Origin of the sequence: Williamsia sp. DF01-3 (assembly GCF_023051145.1) — a bacterium.
In the GTDB taxonomy this organism is placed as follows: Bacteria; Actinomycetota; Actinomycetes; order Mycobacteriales; family Mycobacteriaceae; genus Williamsia.
Window position 1 is genome coordinate 4,987,751 of sequence record NZ_JALKFS010000005.1, and the last position, 23,240, is coordinate 5,010,990.

At 65.1% G+C, this 23,240-nt stretch carries 15 protein-coding genes; 7 read left to right on the top strand and 8 right to left on the bottom strand.

All coding sequences use genetic code 11. The features are described 5' to 3' along the window. The first annotated feature begins 112 nt into the window (after positions 1-112). Complete coding sequence (locus tag MVA47_RS25420; RefSeq protein ID WP_247210360.1) at positions 113-886, top strand: deoxyribonuclease IV; 774 nt, start codon at positions 113-115, stop codon at positions 884-886. A gap of 4 nt (positions 887-890) precedes the next feature. Here MVA47_RS25420 and MVA47_RS25425 read toward each other — a convergent pair whose 3' ends face one another. Beyond that, complete coding sequence (locus MVA47_RS25425; protein WP_081907130.1) at positions 891-1,631, bottom strand: GTP pyrophosphokinase family protein; 741 nt, start codon at positions 1,629-1,631, stop codon at positions 891-893. Positions 1,632-1,696: 65 nt separating this feature from the next. On the opposite strand from MVA47_RS25425, the gene MVA47_RS25430 reads away from it, so the two are divergent. The 3 genes from MVA47_RS25430 to MVA47_RS25440 all read left to right on the top strand — a co-directional run bounded on the left by MVA47_RS25430 (position 1,697) and on the right by MVA47_RS25440 (position 5,917). Then, complete coding sequence (locus MVA47_RS25430; protein WP_247210361.1) at positions 1,697-2,965, top strand: APC family permease; 1,269 nt, start codon at positions 1,697-1,699, stop codon at positions 2,963-2,965. Positions 2,966-3,137: 172 nt separating this feature from the next. Next, positions 3,138-4,970 carry an acyl-CoA dehydrogenase gene (locus tag MVA47_RS25435; protein ID WP_062796911.1) on the top strand — a complete coding sequence of 611 codons (1,833 nt, stop codon included), beginning with the start codon at positions 3,138-3,140 and terminating at the stop codon, positions 4,968-4,970. Positions 4,971-5,092: 122 nt separating this feature from the next. Next, the gene (locus tag MVA47_RS25440; protein ID WP_247210362.1) at positions 5,093-5,917 is read left to right on the top strand and encodes a CoA ester lyase; all 825 of its coding nucleotides are present in this window, start codon (positions 5,093-5,095) and stop codon (positions 5,915-5,917) included. Between the two features lie 93 nt (positions 5,918-6,010). On the opposite strand, the gene MVA47_RS25445 is transcribed toward MVA47_RS25440, so the two are convergent. Continuing rightward, complete coding sequence (locus tag MVA47_RS25445) at positions 6,011-6,787, bottom strand: SDR family oxidoreductase (protein ID WP_023960142.1); 777 nt, start codon at positions 6,785-6,787, stop codon at positions 6,011-6,013. Positions 6,788-6,911: 124 nt separating this feature from the next. Here MVA47_RS25445 and MVA47_RS25450 point away from each other — a divergent pair, with 124 nt between their 5' ends. Beyond that, the gene (locus MVA47_RS25450; RefSeq protein WP_247210363.1) at positions 6,912-7,892 is read left to right on the top strand and encodes an iron-siderophore ABC transporter substrate-binding protein; all 981 of its coding nucleotides are present in this window, start codon (positions 6,912-6,914) and stop codon (positions 7,890-7,892) included. Positions 7,893-7,923: 31 nt separating this feature from the next. Here MVA47_RS25450 and MVA47_RS25455 read toward each other — a convergent pair whose 3' ends face one another. Genes MVA47_RS25455 through MVA47_RS25465 form a run of 3 tightly spaced genes read right to left on the bottom strand, consistent with a single transcriptional unit; the run spans position 7,924 to position 10,880 of the window. After that, positions 7,924-8,763, bottom strand: a complete 840-nt coding sequence (locus tag MVA47_RS25455) for an ABC transporter ATP-binding protein (protein WP_247210364.1) — start codon at positions 8,761-8,763, stop codon at positions 7,924-7,926. 45 nt (positions 8,764-8,808) lie between these two features. Next, positions 8,809-9,903 (bottom strand): FecCD family ABC transporter permease, encoded by a 1,095-nt coding sequence (locus MVA47_RS25460; RefSeq protein ID WP_374474321.1) that lies wholly within the window; start codon positions 9,901-9,903, stop codon positions 8,809-8,811. Then, positions 9,900-10,880 (bottom strand): iron chelate uptake ABC transporter family permease subunit, encoded by a 981-nt coding sequence (locus MVA47_RS25465; protein WP_247211071.1) that lies wholly within the window; start codon positions 10,878-10,880, stop codon positions 9,900-9,902. The genes MVA47_RS25460 and MVA47_RS25465 overlap by 4 nt, the downstream gene beginning before the upstream one ends. A gap of 379 nt (positions 10,881-11,259) precedes the next feature. On the opposite strand from MVA47_RS25465, the gene MVA47_RS25470 reads away from it, so the two are divergent. Then, positions 11,260-13,194 carry a sigma factor-like helix-turn-helix DNA-binding protein gene (locus tag MVA47_RS25470; protein ID WP_247210365.1) on the top strand — a complete coding sequence of 645 codons (1,935 nt, stop codon included), beginning with the start codon at positions 11,260-11,262 and terminating at the stop codon, positions 13,192-13,194. Between the two features lie 50 nt (positions 13,195-13,244). On the opposite strand, the gene MVA47_RS25475 is transcribed toward MVA47_RS25470, so the two are convergent. From MVA47_RS25475 to MVA47_RS25485, 3 genes are all read right to left on the bottom strand, one after another. Beyond that, a complete protein-coding gene (locus MVA47_RS25475; RefSeq protein ID WP_247210366.1) occupies positions 13,245-14,195 on the bottom strand; it encodes an AMP-binding protein in 951 nt (316 codons plus the stop codon). Positions 14,196-14,339: 144 nt separating this feature from the next. Continuing rightward, positions 14,340-16,178, bottom strand: a complete 1,839-nt coding sequence (locus MVA47_RS25480; RefSeq protein ID WP_247210367.1) for a siderophore-interacting protein — start codon at positions 16,176-16,178, stop codon at positions 14,340-14,342. A 28-nt stretch (positions 16,179-16,206) separates the two neighbouring features. Then, positions 16,207-22,434: a non-ribosomal peptide synthetase gene (locus tag MVA47_RS25485; protein WP_247210368.1), complete on the bottom strand. Its 6,228-nt coding sequence runs from the start codon at positions 22,432-22,434 to the stop codon at positions 16,207-16,209. Between the two features lie 60 nt (positions 22,435-22,494). On the opposite strand from MVA47_RS25485, the gene MVA47_RS25490 reads away from it, so the two are divergent. Beyond that, positions 22,495-23,184 carry a formyltransferase family protein gene (locus tag MVA47_RS25490; protein WP_247210369.1) on the top strand — a complete coding sequence of 230 codons (690 nt, stop codon included), beginning with the start codon at positions 22,495-22,497 and terminating at the stop codon, positions 23,182-23,184. Positions 23,185-23,240: the final 56 nt, after the last annotated feature.

Consider the following 23,240-nt stretch of genomic DNA (forward strand, 5'->3'; position numbering starts at 1 on the left):
AACACCTTTCGAAGAAAAGTTGCTCCACCCCATTGACCAGTCCCACTCTGCTCGCCCCGGCAGAGAAATACCTGTGGTTCAGCGATAAGGGCTGACGCCATAAGGTGGACGCATGCGCATTGGTGCCCACGTACGACAAGACAGCGATCCCATCGGCAGAGCCGAAGAACTCGGCGCCGAGGTGTTGCAGATGTTCGTCACCGATCCACAAGAGTGGGGTAAGCCGCAGCCGCACCCCCTGGCCCAGCAGATCCGGGACTCCCCGATCGACGTCGTGGTGCACAGTTCGTACCGCATCAACGTCGCCAGCCTCAACAACAGGCTGCGGATGCCGTCGCGGCAGGCGGTCATCAATCAGGCCCAGGCGGCGGCCGACCTCGGCGCCTTCGGGCTGGTCGTGCACGGTGGGCACCTCCGCGACGACGAAGACGCGGCAACCGGATACGAGAACTGGCGCAAGCTCTTTGAGCGGGCCGCCGACAAAGGCGGCTTCCCCGTACCCATCCTGATCGAGAACACCGCGGGCGGCGACCACGCGATGGCCCGCACTCTCGAGAACATCGAGCGCCTGTGGGAGGCGGTCGGCGATTTCGACAACGCCGGCTTCTGCCTCGACACCTGCCACGCATGGGCCGGGGGCGAAGACCTCGTCGACATCGTCGAACGGGTCAGGGCGATCACCGGCCGCATCGACCTGCTCCATCTGAACAATTCCCGCGACGAGTTCGACTCGGCCCGCGACCGGCACGCCAACCTCACGTCCGGTCACATCGACCCCGACGTTCTGGTGGCCGTCGCCAGGGCCGCTGATGCACCGGTGATCTTGGAAACCCCGGAGGAAGGTCTCGCCGACGACGTGCAATACCTGCGCGAAGCCCTCAACTGAGGACCTACCGCTCACCCGTCACACCGTGGATCTCGTTGCGGATGGCCTGCATCCGCTGATCGAGCACGTTGGCGGTACCGGCCGCGACGGTCAGTTCGTCGAGCAGATGAGCCGGCACGGTGCGGTCGTACTTGTAGTAGATCTTGTGCTCGAGGCTCGCCCAGAAATCCATGGCGATGGTCCGCACCTGTAGTTCCACCTTCACCGGCAGCTGGCCGGTGCTGAGGTTCACCGGCGTCTCGACGATGGTGTGCAGGCCGCGGTAACCATTCGGCTTGGGCTCTGCGATGTAGTCCTTGGTCTGTAGCGTCCGCACGTCGGGCTGCGCGCAGAGCAGCTCGGTGAGCCGGTACGCATCGGAGATGAAGCTGCAGGTCACACGCACGCCGGCGATGTCGTCGAGACGGTTTGCCAGCGATTCGGGGTCTACCGGGATGTCGCGACGTCGGGCCTTGGCCAACAGGCTCTCGGGGGTCTTGACCCGCGAGCTGATGTGCTCGATCGGGTTGTAGTCGTTGAGGTAGGCGAACTCATCACGCAGGATCTCGATCTTCGTGACGATCTCGTTGATCGCAAACTGGAACGGCAGCATGAACTTTCGCAGACCGTGACCGATCTCGATGAGATCAGCCGGCGCCAGATCGCGCTCGACGCCTTCGGCGGTGAGCCATCGGACCAGCGGCGTGTTCGCGTGGCCTGGCTCATCTCGTCCGGGCAGATCAGTGCGGTCGGTCAGGTCGGTCATGTGTCCATCGTGCCTGAGCCGTGCGGCATACTGACCCACATGCGGCTCGGGGAGGATCCGGCATCATGACCGTCACACCGCGATCTCCGGAATTACGTCGCGAACTCGGACTCGGCGACGCGGTTGCCACAGGACTCGGCGCGATGCTCGGCGCGGGTGTCTTCGTCACCCTCGCCCCAACCGCGGGTGCTGCCGGATCCGGCCTGCTGATTGCGCTGGCCATCGCCGCCGTTGTCGCCTACTGCAATGCGAACTCGTCGGCGCGACTGGCTGCCAAGTACCCGTCGGCAGGCGGGACCTACGTGTACGGCCGTGAGCGCCTCGGCATGTTCTGGGGCTACCTCGCGGGCTGGGGTTTTGTCGTCGGTAAGACCGCCTCGTGCGCGGCGATGGCACTGACCGCCGGTTTCTATCTGTGGCCCGAGCACGCACACGCCGTTGCGGTCGCGGTGACGCTGGCACTGACCGCGGTCAACTACGTCGGAATCCAGAAGTCGGCGTGGGTGATCCGGCTACTCGTTGCGGTTGTGCTGATTGTGCTCGTGTCCGTGGTGGTCGCAGTCGCGGCCTCACCCGATGTCGACGCCGCACGCCTCGATCCCGTGTCCGGCTTGTCTGCGACCGGGCTCCTCGAGGCCGCGGGATTGTGGTTCTTCGCGTTCGCCGGTTACGCCCGCATCGCCACCCTTGGCGAGGAGGTGCGCAATCCGGTCCGCACCATCTCGAGGGCGATCACGATCGCGCTGGCGGTGATCGTGGTGATCTATGCGCTCGTGGCGGTGGGGGCGCTGGCCGTCATGGGCGCCGATGGGCTCAGCGACTCGAACGCCCCGCTTGTGGACGTGGTGCGCGCTGCGGGTGCGCCGGCCCTGGTCCCGGTGGTCACCATCGGCGCGGCCCTGGCTGCGCTCGGCGCGTTGCTAACCTTGATCCTCGGGGTCTCGCGGACCACGCTCGCGATGGCTCGCGACGGCCATCTGCCCCGTGCCCTCGCCGCGGTCCATCCCCGCTTTCACGTCCCTCATCGCGCCGAGGTGGTCGTCGGGATCGTCGTCGCGCTGCTGGCCGCAACGTTCGACGTACGCGACGCCATCGGATTCTCCGCGTTCGCCGTCCTCATCTACTACGCCATCGCAAATCTGAGCGCTCTCACTCTCGGGGAGCCACGGGAGTGGTGGCGTAAAGCTGTTCCGGTGGTCGGGCTGATCGGCTGCCTCGTGCTCGGATTCAGCCTGCCACTCACCTCGGTGATCGCGGGGGTGGGCGTTCTCGCCATCGGCGCTGCGCTCTATGGGCTGCGGTTGCTCCGCCGCCGGTCAACCGCAGATCACTGATCGCCCGCGTAGTGGCGCAAATCATCTTTTTCTCTTCGACACAGCGTTTGTGTGTCGTGGTATGCGGATGTATATTTGAGTTGTTACTGGTGAGTAACTTAGCGTGCAACGAGCCCATGGGCGCTCACTCGCCACTCTCAACGGCAGTTTTACGATTGCAAAGGATTCTGCAATGGGGCATTACAAGAGCAATCTCCGCGACCTCCAGTTCAATCTCTTCGAGATGTTGAAACTCGATGAGGTCCTCGCGAGTGGCGAGTTCGGCGATCTCGATCGCGAGACCGCCATCGACATGCTGCGGGAGGTGAACAACCTCGCACAAGGTCCGCTGGCCGACTCGTTCACCGAGTCCGACCGCAACCCGCCGGTCTTCGATCCCGAGACCCACTCGGTCACCGTTCCAGAGGCCTTCAAGAAGTCGTACAAGGCCCTGACCGACGGCGGCTGGGACAAGCTCGGCATCGACGAAGAACTCGGCGGACTGCCGACCCCACGGTCGCTGTACTGGGCCATCGGCGAACTGATCCTCGGCGCCAACCCGGCCACGTTCATGTACGCCGCCGGCGCCGGCTTCTCCAACATCTTCTACAACAACGGCACCGAAGAGCAGAAGAAGTGGGCTGCCATCAGCTCCGAGCGCGGCTGGGGCGCCACCATGGTGCTGACCGAGCCCGACGCCGGTTCCGATGTCGGCGCTGCTCGCACCAAGGCCGTCAAGCAGGACGACGGCACCTGGCACATCGACGGCGTGAAGCGCTTCATCACCTCCGCCGACCAGGACATGACCGAGAACATCATCCACCTGGTGCTGGCCCGCCCCGAAGGCGCACGGCCCGGCACCAAGGGACTCTCACTGTTCTTCGTGCCCAAGTTCCACTTCGACCACGAGACCGGCGAACTGGGCGAACGCAACGGCGTCTACGTCACCAACGTCGAGCACAAGATGGGCCTCAAGGTATCGGCCACCTGTGAACTCACCTTCGGTCAGCACGGCGTCCCCGCCAAGGGCTGGCTCGTCGGCGAGGTGCACGACGGCATCGCGCAGATGTTCGACGTCATCGAGCACGCACGAATGATGGTTGGCACCAAGGCAATCGCGACCCTGTCCACCGGTTACCTGAACGCACTCGAATACGCCAAGGAGCGTATCCAGGGCGCCGACATGACCCAGATGACCGACAAGGCAGCACCACGCGTAGCCATCACGCACCACCCGGATGTCCGCCGGTCGCTGATGCTGCAGAAGGCCTACTCCGAAGGCCTGCGCGCGGTGTACCTCTACACCGCATCGCACCAGGATGTGGTTGCCGCACAGCTCGTCTCAGGTGCCGACAAAGAGATGGCATTCCGCGTCAACGACCTCCTGCTGCCGATCGTCAAGGGCGTCGGCTCCGAGAAGGCATCCGAGCAGCTCATCGGATCGCTGCAGACCCTCGGTGGCTCCGGCTTCCTGCAGGACTACCCGATCGAGCAGTACATCCGCGACGCCAAGATCGACTCGCTCTACGAAGGCACCACCGCCATCCAGGCGCAGGACTTCTTCTTCCGCAAGATCATCCGCGACAAAGGCCAGGCACTGGCCCACGTCGCCGGACAGATCAGCTCGTTCATCGAGTCCGAAGCGGGTAACGGCCGGCTCAAGGCCGAGCGCGCTCTGCTCAAGACCGCACTCGACGACGTCCAGAGCATGGCCGCCACCCTCACCGGCTTCCTCATGGGAGCCCAGGAGCAGCCGACCGAGCTGTACAAGGTCGGACTGGGCAGCGTTCGCTTCCTCATGGCCGTCGGTGACCTCATGATCGGCTGGCTGCTGCTGCGCCAGGCCGAGGTCGCCCTCGCCGCACTCGACAACGGTGCATCCGAAGCAGACACCGCGTTCTACAACGGCAAGATCGGCGTCGCCAGCTTCTTCGCCAAGAACGTCCTGCCCGAACTGACCGCCGCACGCGGCATCATCGAGAACATCGACAACGACGTGATGGAGCTCGACGAAGCCTCCTTCTAGTCCGAAGCGTTGAAAAGAGTGGGCCGCACCGTCAGGGGGCGGCCCACTCTTTTGATTGTTCGCGGGTGAACGTAATGAACTCAAAGGGCGCCCGCTTCTGCGGCTGGCCGCACACTAGGGGCATGCCCTCTACGATCGCCCGATCCGTCACTCCCGAACTGTCCCGCTCGTGGATGTTGGTCAACGCCGCCCAGGGCGACTTCGACGCCGCCGCCAGATCGGACGCCGACCAGGTGGTCCTCGATCTCGAAGACGCCGTCGACCCGCGAGGGAAGGGCGCAGCGCGCGAACGGGTGTGTACCTGGCTCGATGCCGCGACGGCCTGGGTACGGATCAACGACCGGACCACCCGGTTCTGGTCCGACGACATCGACCGGCTACGCGGGGCACCCGGTCTGGCCGGTGTGATGCTGGCAAAGGCCGAGACTGCCGCGCAGGTGAGCGAGACATTCGACCGCCTCGGCGGCCACACCCCCGTCATTGCACTCATCGAGTCGGCGGTCGGGGTGGAGAACGCCGTCGAGATCGCCCGCGCCCGCGGCGTCCTGCGCCTCGCGTTCGGCAGCGGCGATTACCGCCACGACACCGGCACCGCTGCAGACGACGCCGTGATGGCGTACCCGCGGTCGCGACTGGTGGTGGCCAGCCGGGTCGCCGACTTGCCAGGCCCCATCGACGGTCCGGCGGTCACCGACGACGTCGCCGTCCTGGAGGCGAAGACGGCAACTTCGGTCGCGTTCGGACTCACCGGAAAGCTGTGTCTCAACGCCTCGCAGCCGGCGGTCATCAACCGCGTCGCCAGCCCCAGCTCGGAAGACACCGCTTGGGCCACCGACTTCCTGTCGGAGTTCGAGGCCCGCGGCCGCGTGGTTCGCGATGGCAGCGATCCGCCCCGCCTCAAGCGGGCCGAGAAGATCGCGCGACTCGCCGCCGAATACACCAGCTGACAGACAGAAATCGTCCCCCTGACAACCTCTCGAGGGGGTAATTCCCTCGATGGCCGTCCAGGGGGACGAAGTTGACCGCTTCTGTCGGACGGGTTACTTCGGTGGCATCCGGATGCCACCGTCGACGCGGATGACCTCTCCGTTCATGTAGGAGTTGGTGATCAGTTCGATCACCATCGACGCCAGTTCGTCCGGGGTACCGAGCCGCTTGGGGAACAGGACGTTCTCTCCCAGCTTGGCCTTGAATGCCTCCGATTCGGGACCCGTTCCGTAGATCGGGGTCTCGATGAGGCCGGGGGCAACGGTGTTGTTCCGGATGCCGGCAGCGGCGAGGTCACGTGCCACGGTGAGGGTCAGGCTAACGATGCCGCCCTTGGATGCCGAGTATGCGGCCTGGCCGATCTGGCCGTCGAACGCCGCAACGCTGGCCATCGACACGATCGCGCCCTTGTCACCGGTTTCGGTGGCCTCATTGCGACTCATCGCGGTCGCGGCCAGGCGGGTCGCGTCGAAACTGCCGATCAGATTGATGTTGATGACCTTTCGGAATGCGTCCAGGTCGTGGGCCGACGAGAACTCGCCGTCACGCCCGATGGTGCGCTGCGCCGAGCCGATGCCCGCCGAGTTCACCAGTGCCCGAAGCGGTCCCAGCTCGGTCGCCTTGTTCACGGCGGCCTCGATCTGCTCGGTCTTGGTGACGTCGACACTGACGAACACCCCGTCGATCTCCTTGGCGAGGGCCTCACCCTTGTCCGCCTGAAGGTCGGCGATGACAACCTTGGCTCCCAGTCCGGCGAGCTGGCGCGCGACTGCGGCGCCGATCCCCGATGCGCCACCGGTAACTACTGCACTTGCTCCATTGATATCCACGGACGCAGCCTACGACCGAGCGCTTGATCGGTTCAAGTGTTTGCCGAAGGCCGCGCCGGACGGTCTCTTCCCCAGGCGCTCGGCCCCTTGCTGAGCCTCGCTAAGCGTAGGCTAGCCTCATCTCATGTTTCGCCGTGTCCTAGCTGTGTTCAGCATTCTCGCCCTTCTGTTCGTGGCCGCCTGTTCCGATGACAGCGATCAGGAGCAATCCCCGACATCCGGTACGTCAACCGGCGCGTACCCGGTCACCGTGGCCACCAAGTTCGGACCGGTGACGATCGAGAAGCCGCCGACCCGGGTGGTCGCTCTCGGATGGGGCGACGCCGAGACCGCGCTTGCCCTCGGGGTGCAGCCGGTGGGAGCAAGCGACTGGCTCGACTTCGGCGGCGAGGGTGTGGGCCCATGGGCCGACGGACTCTACGACAACCCGCCCGAGATCATCGGAACCCGGGAGCCGTCCTTCGAGCAGATCCTTGCTCTCGAACCGGATCTGATCCTCGACACCAAGAGCTCGGGAGACCAGAAGCGGTACGACACGTTGGCCGAGATCGCCCCGACCATCGCGTTGCCCGCCGGCGCCGACAACTACAAGACCACCCTCGAACAACAGGTGACGATGGTGTCGCAAGCCCTGGGCGTCCCGGAGAAGGGGACCGAACTGGTCGAGCAGCTGAACGGCCGGTTCACCGAAGTTGCCGGGCAGAACCCCGAGTTCCGCGGCAAGACGGTCACGGTGGCAGCGCGTTCCGGGACGGGATGGGGCGCGTACTCCCCCGATACCGAACGGGTCGAATTCCTTGTCAAACTGGGCTTCTCACCCAATCCCGCCATCGATCCTGCTGACGCCAAGGGATTCTCGGTCCCCATTGCAGACGAGAACCTGCGGTTACTCGATGCCGACATGGTGGTGGTCTTCCCGATCCAGCGCACGGCCGCCGAGGTGGAAGGCGACCCGTTGTTCAAGTCGGTGCCCGCCGTCGCCGCCGGCCGCTACCTCGTCTTCGACGACCTCACGATCTCGCGGGCCTACTCGACGAACTCGGTGCTGTCGATCCAGTACGCGCTCGACACGGTCGTGCCCCTGATCGCCGAGCGCGTGCAGTGACGCACCGCTCGGCCGTCCTTTCCTGCGACAGCTAGCGTCTGACGAGCGGGATCACAAGGGGTGTATGCGATTCCGGGTCGTCGATGATCCGGCATGGGAGGCCGAACACGTCACGGACAAGATCGGCCGTGATGATGTCGGCCGGTCGGCCCTCCGCCACGATGGCACCGGCCTTCATGGCGATGATGTGGTCGGCGTAGCGGCACGCATGGTTGAGGTCGTGCAACACCGCGACAAGCGTGCGACCGCCCGTCTTGTTGAGCTCGGCACACAACTCGAGCAGGTCGATCTGGTAGGCGATGTCCAGGAAAGTGGTCGGCTCGTCGAGCAGCATCAGCGGAGTCTGCTGCGCCAACACCATTGCCACCCATACTCTTTGACGCTGTCCGCCGGAGAGTTCATCGACCAATCGCCCCGACAGCTCGGTCACGCCGGTCGCCGTCATCGCCTCGATCACGGCAGATTCGTCGTCGGCCGACCACTGCCGGATCAACTTCTGGTGGGGATAACGTCCACGGGCGACGAGGTCGGCGACCCTGATGCCGTCGGGAGCGATGGATGACTGCGGCAGGAGACCGAGTCTGCGCGCCACCTCTTTGGCCGGATAAGAACTGATCGCCTTACCGTCCAGCAGCACCGAGCCCTTGGTGGGAGCCAGAAGTCGCGAAAGTGCGCGCAGCAGAGTCGACTTGCCGCAGGCGTTGGGTCCGACGATCACGGTGAAGGCACCGTCTGGGATGTCGACGCTCAACGATTCGCTGATCACCCGCTTGTCGTAGCCGATGGTAACGTCCTGAGCCTGTAACCGGGTGTGCACCCCGTCGCCGCCATGCGACGCGGACAGTACTTCTTGGTCCGCAAATTTGCTCATGTCCACTGTTCGCACCTCGTCATCGGACGTCTCGAGATTGTTGGGTCATTGGCGACGTGCCTCTCGGGCGAGCAGCCACACCAGGTAGAGGCCGCCCACCGACACCGTGACAACTCCCACCGGAAGCTGAGTGGGTGTGAAGGCGCGCTGGGCGATGAGGTCGCTGGCCACCAACAGCAACGCGCCCATGGCGGCCGCCGGGAGCATGGCCACGCCCGGCGTGCGGGTCAGCCTCCGGGCCAATTGTGGTGCGGCCAGAGACACGAAGGCGATGGGACCCGCAGCTGCGGTCGCAACGGCGGTGAGTGCGACACCGAGGACGATCAGCATCAATCGCGTCGGTTCTGCGCGGATGCCCAACGCCTTGGCGGCGTCATCGCCCAGATCGAGCATCGGCATCCGGTAGGACGCCAGAACCAGCAGCGGGGTGAGGACCGCCAACAGGATGAGGGCAGGGCGGGCCTGCGTCCAACCCAGTCCGTTGAGCGAACCGGCGCCCCACACCGCTGCGGACATCGCATCCTCCAGGTCGGCTCGCAGGATCAGCCAGGCGTTCACCGACGACAGGACCGCGCTGACGGCGATTCCCACGATGATGAGCCGAAATCCCTGAACACCACGCTTGAAAGCCAGCAGGTACACCAGGAGCGCGGTGATCATGCCTCCGACCAGTGCGCCCACCGCGGTGTCGTAATAACCGCCGCCACCGATGATCAGCAAGACCACCAGTGCGCCCGTATAGGCGCCCGTGTTGAAGCCGATGATGTCGGGGCTGCCCAGCGGATTTCGGGTGATCGACTGGAACACCGCGCCGCTGACGCCGAGCGCAGCCCCGAGGATCAGGGCCAGCAGCACCCTCGGCATCCGCCATTCCATGACCACGAGTTCTTCGATCCGGGACCCATTGCCGAAGATCGCCTGAACCACCCGGTCGGGGGACACCGGGTAGTCCCCGGTGCCGAGCGCAAAGACCGCAACCACCAGCGCAGCGGCCACCAGCATGACGATCACGGCCACGGCGCGAACGTCGATCCGCCCCGACAGCGTGCCGCCCTGCACGCGCAGCACCGCGACCTTACGTCCGAAGTCGATATCCCCAGGAAGCGCCGGCTTGTCCTGCTTCTGCGCGTCGACGCTCACAGGCCGCTCGCCTTGCCTCGTCGAACCAGGAAGATCAGGACGGGTGCACCGACAAACGCGGTGACGATCCCGACCTGCATCTCACCCGGCCGGATGACCACACGCCCGATCACGTCGGACAGCAGGAGCACGATAGGCCCACCCACCAGCGTGTACGCCAGGATCCAGCGTTGATCGGGCCCGACGATCCAACGGGCCACATGCGGAACCATCAGTCCCAGAAAGCTGATCGGGCCGGCGGCCGCGGTGGCGGCGCCGCAGAGCAACGTCACCGCGATGACTCCGATGACACGGGTACGGGCCACGTTCGCCCCGAGTGACCGCGCGAGGTCGTCACCCATGGCGACAGCGTTGAGCGGACGGGCGATGACAAACGCGAGCACCAGCCCGACCACAACAAACGGCGCGACCGCACCCGACACCTCGAGTCCGCGTCCGGCGATCGACCCCGCATTCCAGAAACGCATCTGATCGAAGGCTTCCGGGTCGAGCAGGATGAGTCCCGACGTGATGCCGGTGAGTACGGCACCGATGGCAACACCGGCCAACGTGAGACGGATCGGGGTGGCGCCCCCTCTGCCGATCGATCCCAGCGCGTACACGAAGACCATCACCACCACCGCACCGGCGAATGCGAACCAGATGTACGACCAGATACTCGCCATTCCGAACACCCCGACGGCGAGCGCGACGGCGAATGCGGCGCCGGCGTTGACGCCGAGAATTCCGGGATCAGCCAACGGGTTTCGGGTGACCGCCTGGATGAGCGCTCCACCGATCCCCAACGCGACCCCGACGATCAGGCCGAGGATGGTGCGCGGGATACGCAGGTCGCGAACGATGATGTGGTCGCCGGAGTTGTCGTACGACCACAGCGCATCCCACACCGTCGAGAACGGCACGTCCTTGGCGCCGATGGCGATGCTGAGCATGCAGACCGCAGCGAGGATGACGACCCCGACAATCCAGCCGAGCATCCGCCTGGTGTTGGTCTGCGCCAATCCCTGAGCACTACGGCGCGCCGCCGAACCATCTGCGCTCTTTGTCAGGTCCACCCGGAGGCCGGGGTCGGCACCGACAGTCACGTCCGAGCCCGGCACGCGTTGTCCTGCATCTCAGCCCCATCTATCAGTAGGTAACCCTCACCTTAGTGCCAACAGCGGGGTCCCATACCGCAGCCCGCCCGTTGTCGGCATAGTCGCAGTTCGGGCGGCTTTTGACGCGTCGCGCCGGAGCCTCCCGTTCGGCAACTTTGCGGCAACTAACCAGGTTTACAGATAGGCTAATCTTCCGTTACCGCCCATCTCGACCGGCCACTTCGTGCCGTGACCGCAGCCCACGAAAGGCCCACTGCTGATGCCCGACTCGAACACGGCGCGGCCGTTCTCGAAGACGGCTTGGCCCATGCTCCTGCCGTGGCTCGAGGAGTACCGGTCTGGGCCATCGATCCTCGCCAGCGACGAGCTGATCCCCAACGCCTGGCTGGACGGGAGCCCAGCAGAGGCACTGAACGCCAACAACTTCCGTCGCTTCTGCGAACTCGTTGCGCAGCGGCATGTGACCGACCGCGCGGACATCACGCTTGCCGACGACTTCCCGACTGTTTCCGGAAGCACGCCCGTGACCGCGCTCGAGTTGGAGCCTCACGCCGTCACAGCGTTGCACGACAACAGCATTCGAGACGTTTCGAATGTCCTTACACACTCGGCCGACCGGCTGTTGCACTTGCCTGGGGTCGGCCGTGCCACCGTCATCGACGTCGTCGCAGCCCTGGTGGCCGAGGCGACCCGGGCACCGCACGGCGAGGACGACCGGAGCGGCGGCCGGGTACTGGCGGATCCCCACCTGCTCACGTTCATCGAGTCTGTCGATGAACGCGACCGGGTGATCCTCCACGAGCGCATATTCGCGGCCAAGCCCCGCACACAGGCCGACCTGGCCAAGGAACTCGGGTTGTCGCGCGAGCGGGTGAACCAGCTCGACCGGACTCTGCGGGTGCAGCTGTCGGACACCGTGGAGAGTTCGGTGGACCTGCGCCGGCTTCTCGCCGAAACGGTGGCACTGGCCGATCCGGTGGCGGACTCTGCCCGGGTGGCCGAGACCCTGCCACTCTTCGCCACTGCGATACCGGCGCTCGGGGTCTCCGTGGGACAGCTGCTCATCGCCGGATCGAACGACCTTGCCGGCGTAGACGGATGGATCATCAGCCGCACCCCCGCGCAGATCGCCGACCTCGTCGAAGACGTCCTCGATGCGCACGCGGGTGAGGAGGCGCTGGTGCCGGTCGGCATCGTGGCCGCGAAACTGAACCTGTCGGAGTCCGAGGCGATGAGATGGTTGAACAGCAGCGGATTCACCGTGCTCGACGACCATGTGATCAAAGGCTCGACGTCCACTGCGGATCTGGTGTGCGCGGTCTTGTCGATCGCCGGAGCGCCCCGCACATTCGAGGAGATCGTGACCGGGCTCGCCGGAAAGCCACGCTCCCGATCGAGCGTCCGCAATGCGTTGGTCACCGACGATCGGATCGTCAAGACCGATCGCACCACCTATGGGCTGCGGCGTTGGGGAGGTGATCAATACCAGCCGGTCCATCGGCAGATCGGTCACATCCTCGACGCTGCGGGCGGCAGTATCGGCATCGAGGATCTGGTGTCACAGATCAGCGAGAAGTACGACGTCACCGAATCGAGCATCCGCGCGTACGCGGGGGCCGGAGAGTTCGTGACGCGAGATGATGTGGTGACCCGGCGCAGCGAACGCTACGTCCACAGGAAGTCGCCCGCAAAGACCCGGTGTCTCTATTGCGAGGGTGACGTCATCCGTTGGGCCACAACGGTGTCCGGTGCGCACCTCAAAGGGTCGGCGTTCAACATCCCGTCAGCTCTCGCGGGTCTGGTCGGTGTAGGCCCGGGGAATCCGTTGAAGCTGCCGTCGCGACTGGGACCACAGTCGCTGATGTGGGTGTCCGTGCAGGCTCGAGTGGGGACCATCAAACGCTTCGTCAGCGACCTGGGCCTGGCCCTGGGCGACGAGATCTTCCTCGAGTTCTCACCGGATGGGTTCGACGTCGCACGTCGCTCGGTAAGCAAGTCGGCTGAGCCGATCGATCAGATCTTTGCGCTGCTGGGCCACCGGAACCCTGCGCCGGCTGATCGCGACGACCTCATCGCGGCAATTGCCACGTCGCTCTTCCTGCCCGACGACTCGGATGTGGCAACCGTCGTCTCCACACTGGAGCACCGCAAAGAGGTCGAACTGGCCGCACTCGTCACCGCAGCTATCAGCTGACGATTCCGCGGGGTCGACGATTCGGGCGGGGTTGAGGTTCGGCGGGGTCTTCAGGAGACCGGACGCAATTCGGCTGATCTCCGGCCGTAGTCGGCATGAGCCGCAGGATGGCGGTCGGCAAGACCAAACCGGTAGACCGGCGGGTCATCGCAGGTCTGGCGGGTCAGACCCCGGCGACGCAGCAGCACATCTGGAAGCACCTCACCGTCGGGCAGGACCATCCGCGGGCGCCCCGGACCCCAGGTCCAGGGGTCTGCTGCACGCATCAGGTCGTGCATGACCAGCGGCGGGGCGAAGACCACCGAAACGTCACCCTCACCCAGCGCATCGTGCACCGTCACGGAGTCATGCACGTGGTCGACAACATGCACGCAGGAACCCGATGCTGCGCAGGCGAGCACCAGCATCACAGCGGAGGGGCAACTCCACGGGCCACAGATCACGGCACGAGCGTCCGCATCCAGGTCGAGATCCGTTTGCAGGCCCCCGATACGTTCAGCCACTTCTCCGTTATCCCAGAATCGGAACCCCAGGTTGTTGAGGATCAGACCGCCTTCGGCCTGCAGCGGCGACCGCGGCGAAATTGCGATCAAACGGAACTCTTCTGCCACATCAAATGTCGGGGGTATTCGGTCCCCGCACATGAGCCCGACATTCTCCTCGTGAAGAAAGTCCTCGGCGCAATGCGTGAGAACAAAATGCAGGTCCAGTCCGGCAGCAGCGGTCACCGCCGTTTCGTCATAGGGATCGATCGGCACCACCACGGCGTTCAATCGCACCAATGCGTGGAATGCGAGCAGGAACTCCCATCCGCCGCCTACACAGACACCAACCCTTTGACGTGCGCCGATACCCCGCGACGCCAGGTCTTCGCCGAGCCACTGCACTGATTCATCAAAACGCTCGAAGTCGGTTTCCTGTTCACCGCACGCCACGGCCGGGCGGCCGAAATGGCGATCAACGGTGTTGTCGAGAAATGTGTTCAGCTGCGCCGCACCCATTGGATACACCCCTCTTCCAAGTAGCTTCGCAAAGCTCAATTCGAAGCCGAGGCAGAAATGGCCTGCATTCACCCGGCTTCCGTAGGCCTCCACCCACCAATTGAGGTAAGGCTAGCCTTGGGAGAGTTCAAAAGTCTAGACGGGTTATCCATTCGCTCGGTATTCGACGACGTACGCGCCCCACCCCAGTGGCCCGACGTGCAGTGCGCCGACGCCGACCGAGTTGATGAGGGCGCGCATTTCGGCCTCCGTGCGAGAGCCCGACCCGAACACACACATCCGGAGAAGATCTTCTTCCGTCTCGTAGTCGTTTGTCGTCTCCGGGTCCATCAGCCGAGTCGGGATCACCACCCGGCCGGCAGACTCCGCGTACGCCGTCAGTGCAACCGCCGCGTCACCGTCGGGCAGTGTCTCCACGACGCCTGCCGCCACGAGGAGGTCGACCTTCGTCTGCAGCGGCGCGACGTGACTGCCCGCAACGCGCCCGACCAGGGGTCGCCTCTCGGCGGTCACATCCCCGAGCATGCGCTCGGTGAGCGACGGCATGCCCACAACACTGATCTCGAGCGACGGATACGCGCGCAGCATCGCGTCCACGTAGGGTCCACCGCCTTCGCCGACGACTGCGACAGTGCGCACACCGTCGAGCGAGATGGCCTCGGTCAACGCCGGCGCGAGATACGTCGGCCATTCGACCATCTCACCGTGAAAGCCATCGGCCCGGTCGGCGTCATCCGTCCAATCCTCGACCGACAAACCCCCGATTCCGACCGGGTCACCGGTTCGCACCACGTCGAGGAGTCGGAGGAACGACAGCTGCATCTGCGTCTCGGCGGAGTCCATCCGCAATCCCTCGACCCACGGGGTGTCGGGGTCGGCCAGCACCGCGCCCACCTCGCTGAGTGAGTAGATGTTTCCCTCCCGGACCAGCAGACCCATCACCACGAGGTGACGCACCAGCTTGTGCAGCGGGCCGGGGCGTGCCCCGCATGCAGCGGCAATCTCCTGCACAGTGGCCGCACCCGCGTCGATTTCTGCGAACACCCCCAGCGTCACCGCTGCGCGTAACGCACACGCGGGCAACAGCTCCGAATACTCGTGGACGCGTTCGAAGGGGTCGGGCGCCTGCGTGGCGACGTCGATGACCTCGGGATCGCCCGCGACGGTGGCGACCGCGCGCTCACGCCAGTAGCCGGCGATGTCGGTGAACTCCTTCGGTATCCCCTTCTCTCGCTTGGCCCATCTGCGGAGCGGCTTGACCACCATGGCTTCCCCCGCGACCCACAGGTATGGCTGACCGTCACGCCACGGGACCGACTGGAGCGTCTCGGCCAACCGCGACCTGCCCTCGGCCTCACTGCGATACAGCCAGGTGATGTGAACCTCTGCGGCGCTGGGCAATTCCTGGTGATGTGAAGGGTCGGCCACTTCGATCACCACCGTCGCCGGTAGCGATGGCGGCAGCATCTCGAGGCAGTGCCCGATCGCCGGCAACGCCGTCTCGTCCCCTCCGATCAGCATCCAACCGGCTGCTGTCGGCAGTCCGGCCGAGTGCTTGGGGCCGGCCACCAGGATCTTCTCCCCCGGCATCACACGACGGGCCCACGTCGAGGCGAGTCCCGTCTCGTGGAGGGCGAAGTCGATGGTCAACTCGCCTGCACCGGCGTCGAAGGCACGCACCGTGTAGGTACGGGTGTACTCGAAACTGCCCGGCGTCCAGTCGATCAGGCCCGCACCGGTGTTACGGGGCACCTCGAAGGGAAACCCTCCGGTGACCGGATCGGGAGGCATGATCTTCACGTCGTCGTCGAATCCGCTGGTCTGCACCGGGGGCAGGACAACGCCGTCACGTGTGTGCTCGCCGATGGCCGGACCTCCGAGAACCACACGTCGCATCCCCGGCGTCACGTCCCACACACGCAGGACATCGAACTCGCGCAAACAGATCGGGCTCACTGTCAGATCGCGCACCGAACCGGCCACGGCTCCTCCTTCGTCGGTCGTGCCACACTCACGGGTTCAGGGCGGCGGCCCAACGGTCCGCCATGGCGGCGGCGTCCAGGCCCAGAACATGTAATTCCACGCGATCCCCGTGGATCGCATACCGGCCGACCACCCCGTAGAGCGTCTCGAAACCCTCCCGGCGAGCGGGATCGGCGAGCGGACCGAAGACTCGGGTCAGCAGCACTCCTGCAGTGGGTGCCCGCCGCAACTTCTTGCGGCCGACGCTGTGCTGGAAGCGCCACAAGTCGTACCAGGGCGCATACGGTGGCCGTTCGAACCCGTTGACCCCCGGCCGCACCGGGTACACGGCGGTGAACGCACCCGGTACGCCGTCGTGCGCTCCGGGATGAACGTCGTTCACGCACAATTGGTTTCGCATGTTCCACTCGAGGTCAACCGTGCGTACGGCCGACGATCCATGCGCGATGGCCGCGACGAAGGCGGCCTCCACTGCTTCGGCAGACCTGTCCATGTGATCGGACAGCTTCTCGACACGTACGACGAGTCCGGCGTCGCCGTCCTCGAGTCCGTCCGCCTCGTCGGCCGAGGGCATGGTGAGCAGCAGATCGATGGAATCAGCCAGTGCGGCATCGGCATCGGCCGACTGCGCACGTTCGGCCAACGCGGCCGTTGCGTCCGCGGTGGACCCCACGGTCGGCGCACCGGAGTCGGATCCGTCCAGCAGTGCGGTCAAGCGCTTCGTCACCTGGTGGACGGTGTACCGGTCTGCGACCACCCCGTGTACGGCCACGATGAGGTGGATGCCCTGCGAGGACCGGAGGAGGGCGACATGCAGTGGCCGTCCTGCCGTGATGTCCACCCGTTCGACCACCTGGTCACGCGCTGTTCTGACAGCGCTTTCGGCATCCGTATCGGACTGATCCACTGTTACATAGCTTTCCGATGCCAGACGGTCTGCGTACGGGAGTACGTCGGTGTTCCACAGCAATCGGTGACGTGGGTTCACCCGCCACCGCAGGCACTCGAACTCGCGGAGCACCGTATCGACCGCCGACGCCAACTGCGCGGGCTCCACAGGGTGCGGCAGATCGACGACCTCGGTGAAAACATGCTGCTCGATGTCGAGACCGGACTGACGGAGCCGATGTTGCTCAACCGGGGGAATTACCGGCACGGGCTCTGGTCCCGCGGACGACTCGGTCGAATCGTCGGGCGCCACGGTTCGACCCTCTGCCAATCGCGCCGGCGCACGCAGCGCGAACACGTCCTGGATGGTGAGGTCCAGACCGTGCTGCCCAGCCCGCCGAACCACCGCGATCGAGGAGATGCTGTCGCCTCCCAGGTCGAAGAAGTCGTCGTCGACACCGACCGCGGGCAGCCCCAGCGCCTCTGCGAATGCCGACACCAAGATTTCCTCGGCGGCGCCACGGGGCTCGCGCGATGCTGTGGTCAGTGAACTGAAATCGGGTTTTGGCAGCGCCTTTCGGTCGACCTTCCCGGTAGGCGTGAGAGGTAGGGCGTCGACGACGAGCACGATCGGTACAACGTGCACGGGCAGAACAGCGGTCACCGCGTCGCGAACCGTCCGGCCGTCCAGGTGCGCGCCCTCTGACGCCGTCACATACCCCACCAGCCGACTGGACCCGCCAGATCGGTGAACCGTGGCAGCGGCCGCGGCCACACCGGGTACGGCGGCGAGCGCGGCCTCGACCTCCTCGAGTTCGACGCGGACGCCGTTCACCTTCACCTGGAAGTCCCGGCGGCCCAGATACTGCAGCGAGCCGTCTGTGGTCCAGCGGGCCAGATCGCCGGTTCGGTACAGACGGGTGCCTGCCGGGCCGAAAGGGTCTGCCACGAAAGTGGCAGCAGTCAGGGCCCGCCGATCGGCATAGCCTCGGGCCACCTGCGCCCCGCCGACGTACAACTCCCCGGCGACTCCAGGTGACACCGGACGTAGCCAGGGGTCGAGCAGATAGATCTGGCTTCCAGGCACAGGTGCGCCGATGGTGATGGGTTCGGCGACCGCAGCGGATCGCGAGGAGAACGCGACGTCACCGGCCACCTCGGAGGAACCGTAGGAGTTGATCACCGTTGCACCCGGTGATGCCCGGTTTATCTCGTCGACGACAGCCGAGGACAGCGGCTCGCCACTACAGATCCATTGCCGGACAACACCGACCCGTTCCGCTCCCACTTCGGCGACGGCGCGGAGCAGGGTCGGCACCCCGGTGAGTTGGGTGATGCCGTGACTCTGCACCAGGTCCGCCAGACGATCCGCGTCGTTCAACTCGGATTCGTCGGCGATCACCAATCGACATCCGGCCAACAGTGCACCCAAGATCTCCGTGGACCCGTCGATGAAGCCGATTGAACTCTTGGCGAGCCGGACACCACCGAGGGGACTGTTGCCGTCGGCCCAACTCGCAGTGGACCATTCGAGGCGATTGACCAGCCCGGTGTGAGATCCCACCACTGCCTTGGCGTTACCGGTCGACCCCGAGGTGTAGATGACGTAGGCGGCGTGATCCCCGCGCAGCTCGGTCTGCCTCTCGGCGGCGCCGACTGGCCCTGCCGGCAATGCTGACATCCGGCCGTTGACCGCGGCATCGTCCAGACAGATCAGCTCGCCCGGGACGTCGACGCCGGCCCTCCGGAGCGTTACCGCAATTGCCTCGGTGGCCAGGACCACGGTCGGGGACGAGTCGGACAGGTGGTGGCTGATCCGCTCGGTCGGATGACGTGGATCGATCGGGACATACGCGCCACCGGCAACGATCACGGCGAGCAGTGCGGTGACCAGATCGGGCGAGCGCGGGAGGAGCAACGCCACCCGGGCCTCCGGGCCGACGCCCGACTCGATCAGCAAGCGGGCCAATCGATTGACCCGCTCTCCCAGTTGACCGTAGGTCACGGTGACGTCACCCTGAACCAGGGCCGCCAGCTCTGTCGATTCGGCGATCCGACGTTCGATGAGCTCAGCCACCGAGTCGGGCAGTTCCGCAGTCTTCGACGGCGGGTTCCAGGTGTCCACCACGGTGCGATGGTCAACCGGGGACGTCACGGTGATCGCGCGAAAGGCGTTGGTACCCCGATCGGATCCGGTGACGATCAGCTCCACGACGCCGAGGTAGAGATCCGCGAGCCGGTCTGCCACCGCGTCGTCGATTGCCGCCCGGTCGTTGGTCAACGCCACCGACACCGACTCGTGCAGTGTGACCAGCGCAGTCAGCCGGTAGTGAGGGGCCTGGATGTATTCGATGGCCCCGAGTCGCAGATCGCCGACATCTTCGGGACGTTCGAGGTTCTCGATCGAGAAGAGGGTGTCGAACAACTCGCGAACACCCAACGCCGAATGGAGATCCAGGAGCGGAACATGTTGGTGGTCGAGCACTTCGGTCTCCGCGCGGACGAAGTTCTGGACCACGTCGTCCATGGTGTCGCGCTGGGTCCAGCTCACCCTGGTGGGCACGGTGTTCAGCAGCATCCCGACGATCCGGTCGATGCCGTCCACATCCTCGCCACGACCCGCTGTGGTGGAACCGAACACCACATCGGTCCGACCCATGACGCAGCCCAGCAGAACACCCCATGCCGCGGTCATCACGGCACCCTCGCTGACCGATCGCGATCGGGCGTACGCCGTCAGGGCCTGCCGGTGATCGGTCCCCAGCGTACGACGGCGCCGACCGATGCCATTGCCCGCACTGCGCGGCAGGTGGTCGGAGATCAGTGTCGGATCCCCGATGTCGGCGAGGTGGTTCTTCCACGCTTCCACCTCGCTCTGTGGCGTTCGCCCCTGCGTCCACCACCTCAGGAAGTCGCTGAATTGCGGTGCGCTGGAGTCGAACAGATCGCCGCGATACGCAGCCATGATGTCGTTCCAGATCAGCGCCACCGACCAACCGTCGGCGATCAGATGGTGCACCGTCTGGATGAGCCGGTACCGCTCCTCCCCGATGGTGATCAGGGTGTAGCGCATCAGCGGCGGCCGAGTGAGATCGAACGTGCGGCTGCGTTCCTCAGACGCAACTCTGTTCACGAATTGCGCTGCCTCCAGCGTCGATTCATCAACAAAACTCAACGTCCGGAACTCTGGTGCGGGCGTCGACCCGACGGTCGAGACGACCCGGCCCGACCGCGTGGTGCGAAAACCCGCCGCCAGTGCCGTATGTCGGCGGATCACCACGTCTGCGGCCTCGGCGAGCCTGTCGACATCGAGTGGCCCGGACAACTCGACGATCTGCTGAACCATGTAGGGGTCGTGGTCATCCACCGCGATCGAATGGAAATAGATGCCGGATTGGACGGCTGTCAGTGGCAGCACCTCACGCAAACCATCAACCTGGGAACGTATCTCGTCCGACTCGTCGTCCTCGAGTTCGACAAGAGGCGCGTCGGTTGTCGGGGCTGTCGTCGCCGGACCCGACGCTGCGAGTGCCGTGGCCAGATGTTCGGGCGTGCGGTGAGAGACGATGTCCTGTGAGCGGAGCCTGAATCCCTCCGGCCGCAGCGCCAGGGCAACCTTGACCGCCACGATGCTGTCTCCGCCCAGAGCGAAGAAGTCGTCGTCGACGCTGACCTTCTCCACCCCGAGAATCGTCGCGAAGATGTCGCACAGAAGCTGTTCGTGCGGTGTACGCGGCGCGATGAACGCGCCTTGCCGGGTGGGGGTCATCGCAGGCAGCCCGCGGCGGTCCACCTTGCCGTTGGCGGTGATGGGGAAAGCGTCCAGGACCATCAGGTTCGACGGCACCATGTAGTCGGGAAGATTGTCGACGCACCAGGACTGTAGGTTCTCCACATCCACCGTGGCGCCCGGGTTCTCGGTCACATAGGCCGACAGACTGTCGGCGCCGGCGGTATTGCCCGTCAGTGTCACCACCGCTTGTCGCACCTGCGGGTGGCCGGAGATGATCACCTCGATCTCTTCGAGTTCGACCCGCCTCCCGCGGATCTTCACCTGGTTGTCCGCCCGGCCGAGGAACTCCAGCGAACCGTTGTCGCACCAGCGGGCGAGGTCGCCCGTGCGGTACATCCGTGAGCCGTCGGGGTCGAACGGATTGGATACGAACTTCGACGCAGTCATCGCGGCGTTGCCGACATATCCACGGCCGAGCAGGAATCCGGCAGCATAGAGCTCACCGCCCACGCCCACCGGAACCGGCTCGAGCTGCTCGTCCAGCACGTACAACTGGGTGTGCGGATTGGGACGACCGATCGACGTGGCGATTCTCTCGGCCTCGTCGCGGTAGATGACGTGCGATACGCCGATCGTCGCTTCAGCCGGTCCGTAGCCGTGATAGAGCGTGGTGGACAACTGCTGCCGGAATCGCATGAAGAGATCAGGTGTCAGAACCTCTCCGCCACACCAGATGTGCCGGACCGACGCCAGCGCAGACCCCGACCTGGCCGACCGATCGCGATCCAGTGCCAGCAGGGTGTCGAGCATCGAGGACACCAGATACAGGTAGGTGACCCGTTCCGAGGCAATCAGATCCAGTAGGTAGTCAGGATCCTTCTCACTTCCGGGAGCCGCCACCACCACGTACCCACCCGAGACGAGGGGCAACAGTATCTCGTTGATCGAGATGTCGAACGCCAGAGGCGCTTTGAACAGTGAGGCATCGTCTCGTCCGAACATCAGTATCTGATCACGTTGCCACACAAGTCGTTCGCAGATCGCCTCGTGCCGGATCATCGCCCCCTTGGGAGTCCCGGTGGACCCGGAGGTGAAGATCACGTAGGCCAACTGGTTCCCCTGCACGCGCAGCGGGGACGCGTCCGGCACACAATCACCGAACCGCCAGTCGGCGAGGCTCACCGAGATCGTCTCGGTGCCCCAGTCAGTGCGGTCGTCCGCAGCTGTCAGTGCGATGTGCACCGATGCGTCGGCGCTCACCTGTCGCCGACGGGTCTCGGGCCAGTGCGGGTCGACAGGAACGAACGCGCCGCCGGCTGCCATCGTGGCCAGTACGGAAACGACCATCTCGGCCGAGCGAGACATACCGATGGCGACCACACCTTCGGCGGGTAGCCCCGACTGACGTAGACGTTGCGCCAATTCGCCCACCTTGACCGACAATTCGCGGTACGTGAGTCGGGTAGGCCCATCGACGAGAGCAAGGGCATCGGGCGTCGATCGGGCTGCAGCAGCGAACAACTCCGGAACGGTTGCCGTGGTCGTTGGTGTCGTCCGGTCATTCCATCGCTCGTGCAGCTCCGAAATGTCCACCTGGATCGTGGCCGAGTCCCCGGGGTGCCCGAAAGTCGTCATGAAGTTTAGGCTACCCTAGGTTCGACTCGGTTCGAAGACCGCGGGCGAAGGGAAGTTCTCGTGATTCTGGTCGGCTCGGGAGCTCTGCTGTGGCGTGCCGCAGGCCATGCCGCCTCGGTGGGCACACCGGTCGACGTTGTCATCCACCCTGAAGGCGAAGCGGTCCCCACGTGGGCGTCCGATCTCGAATGCGCCGGCACCGGCGACGTCAACGAGTTGGCTGACGGCATCGACGAGTTCTGTACGGACGGACTGGTGTGTTCGACCGGTAATCCCTTCATCTTTCGTGAGCCGATCCTGGAACTCGGCGTGACCATCGTGAACATTCACGGCGGGCCGCTGCCGCAGTATCGGGGCCTGCCCATTGCCGCCGCAGTATTCGCAATCCTGAACGGTGAGAACGAATTCGGTGTCACCCTCCATCGTGTAGACGCGGGGATCGACACCGGCGACGTCATCGACAGACGGGCTATCGCACTCGCCGAGTCCGTGACGCTGGAGGAACTGTCGATGGAGGTGACGCAGGCTTGTCACGACATCTTCGTCGACAACATCGACTCCCTCGATCGAAGTCCGGTGCCGACCTCTGTGAATCACTCCTGCGCTCCCGCAGGCTATTACGGGATGAAGCAACTCGCCGACATCGGCAAGTACCGGGACCATCCGAACTTCGTCCGGGCCACGGAACTCGGCGTACTGGAAGACCACTACCCGGCGTACCGGGATCTGTTCGCGTCCTACCGGGCCTGACCGTCTCCCGCACCGCTGTTTCCGACGATGGCAAGGCCCGCTACGCAATGATGGCG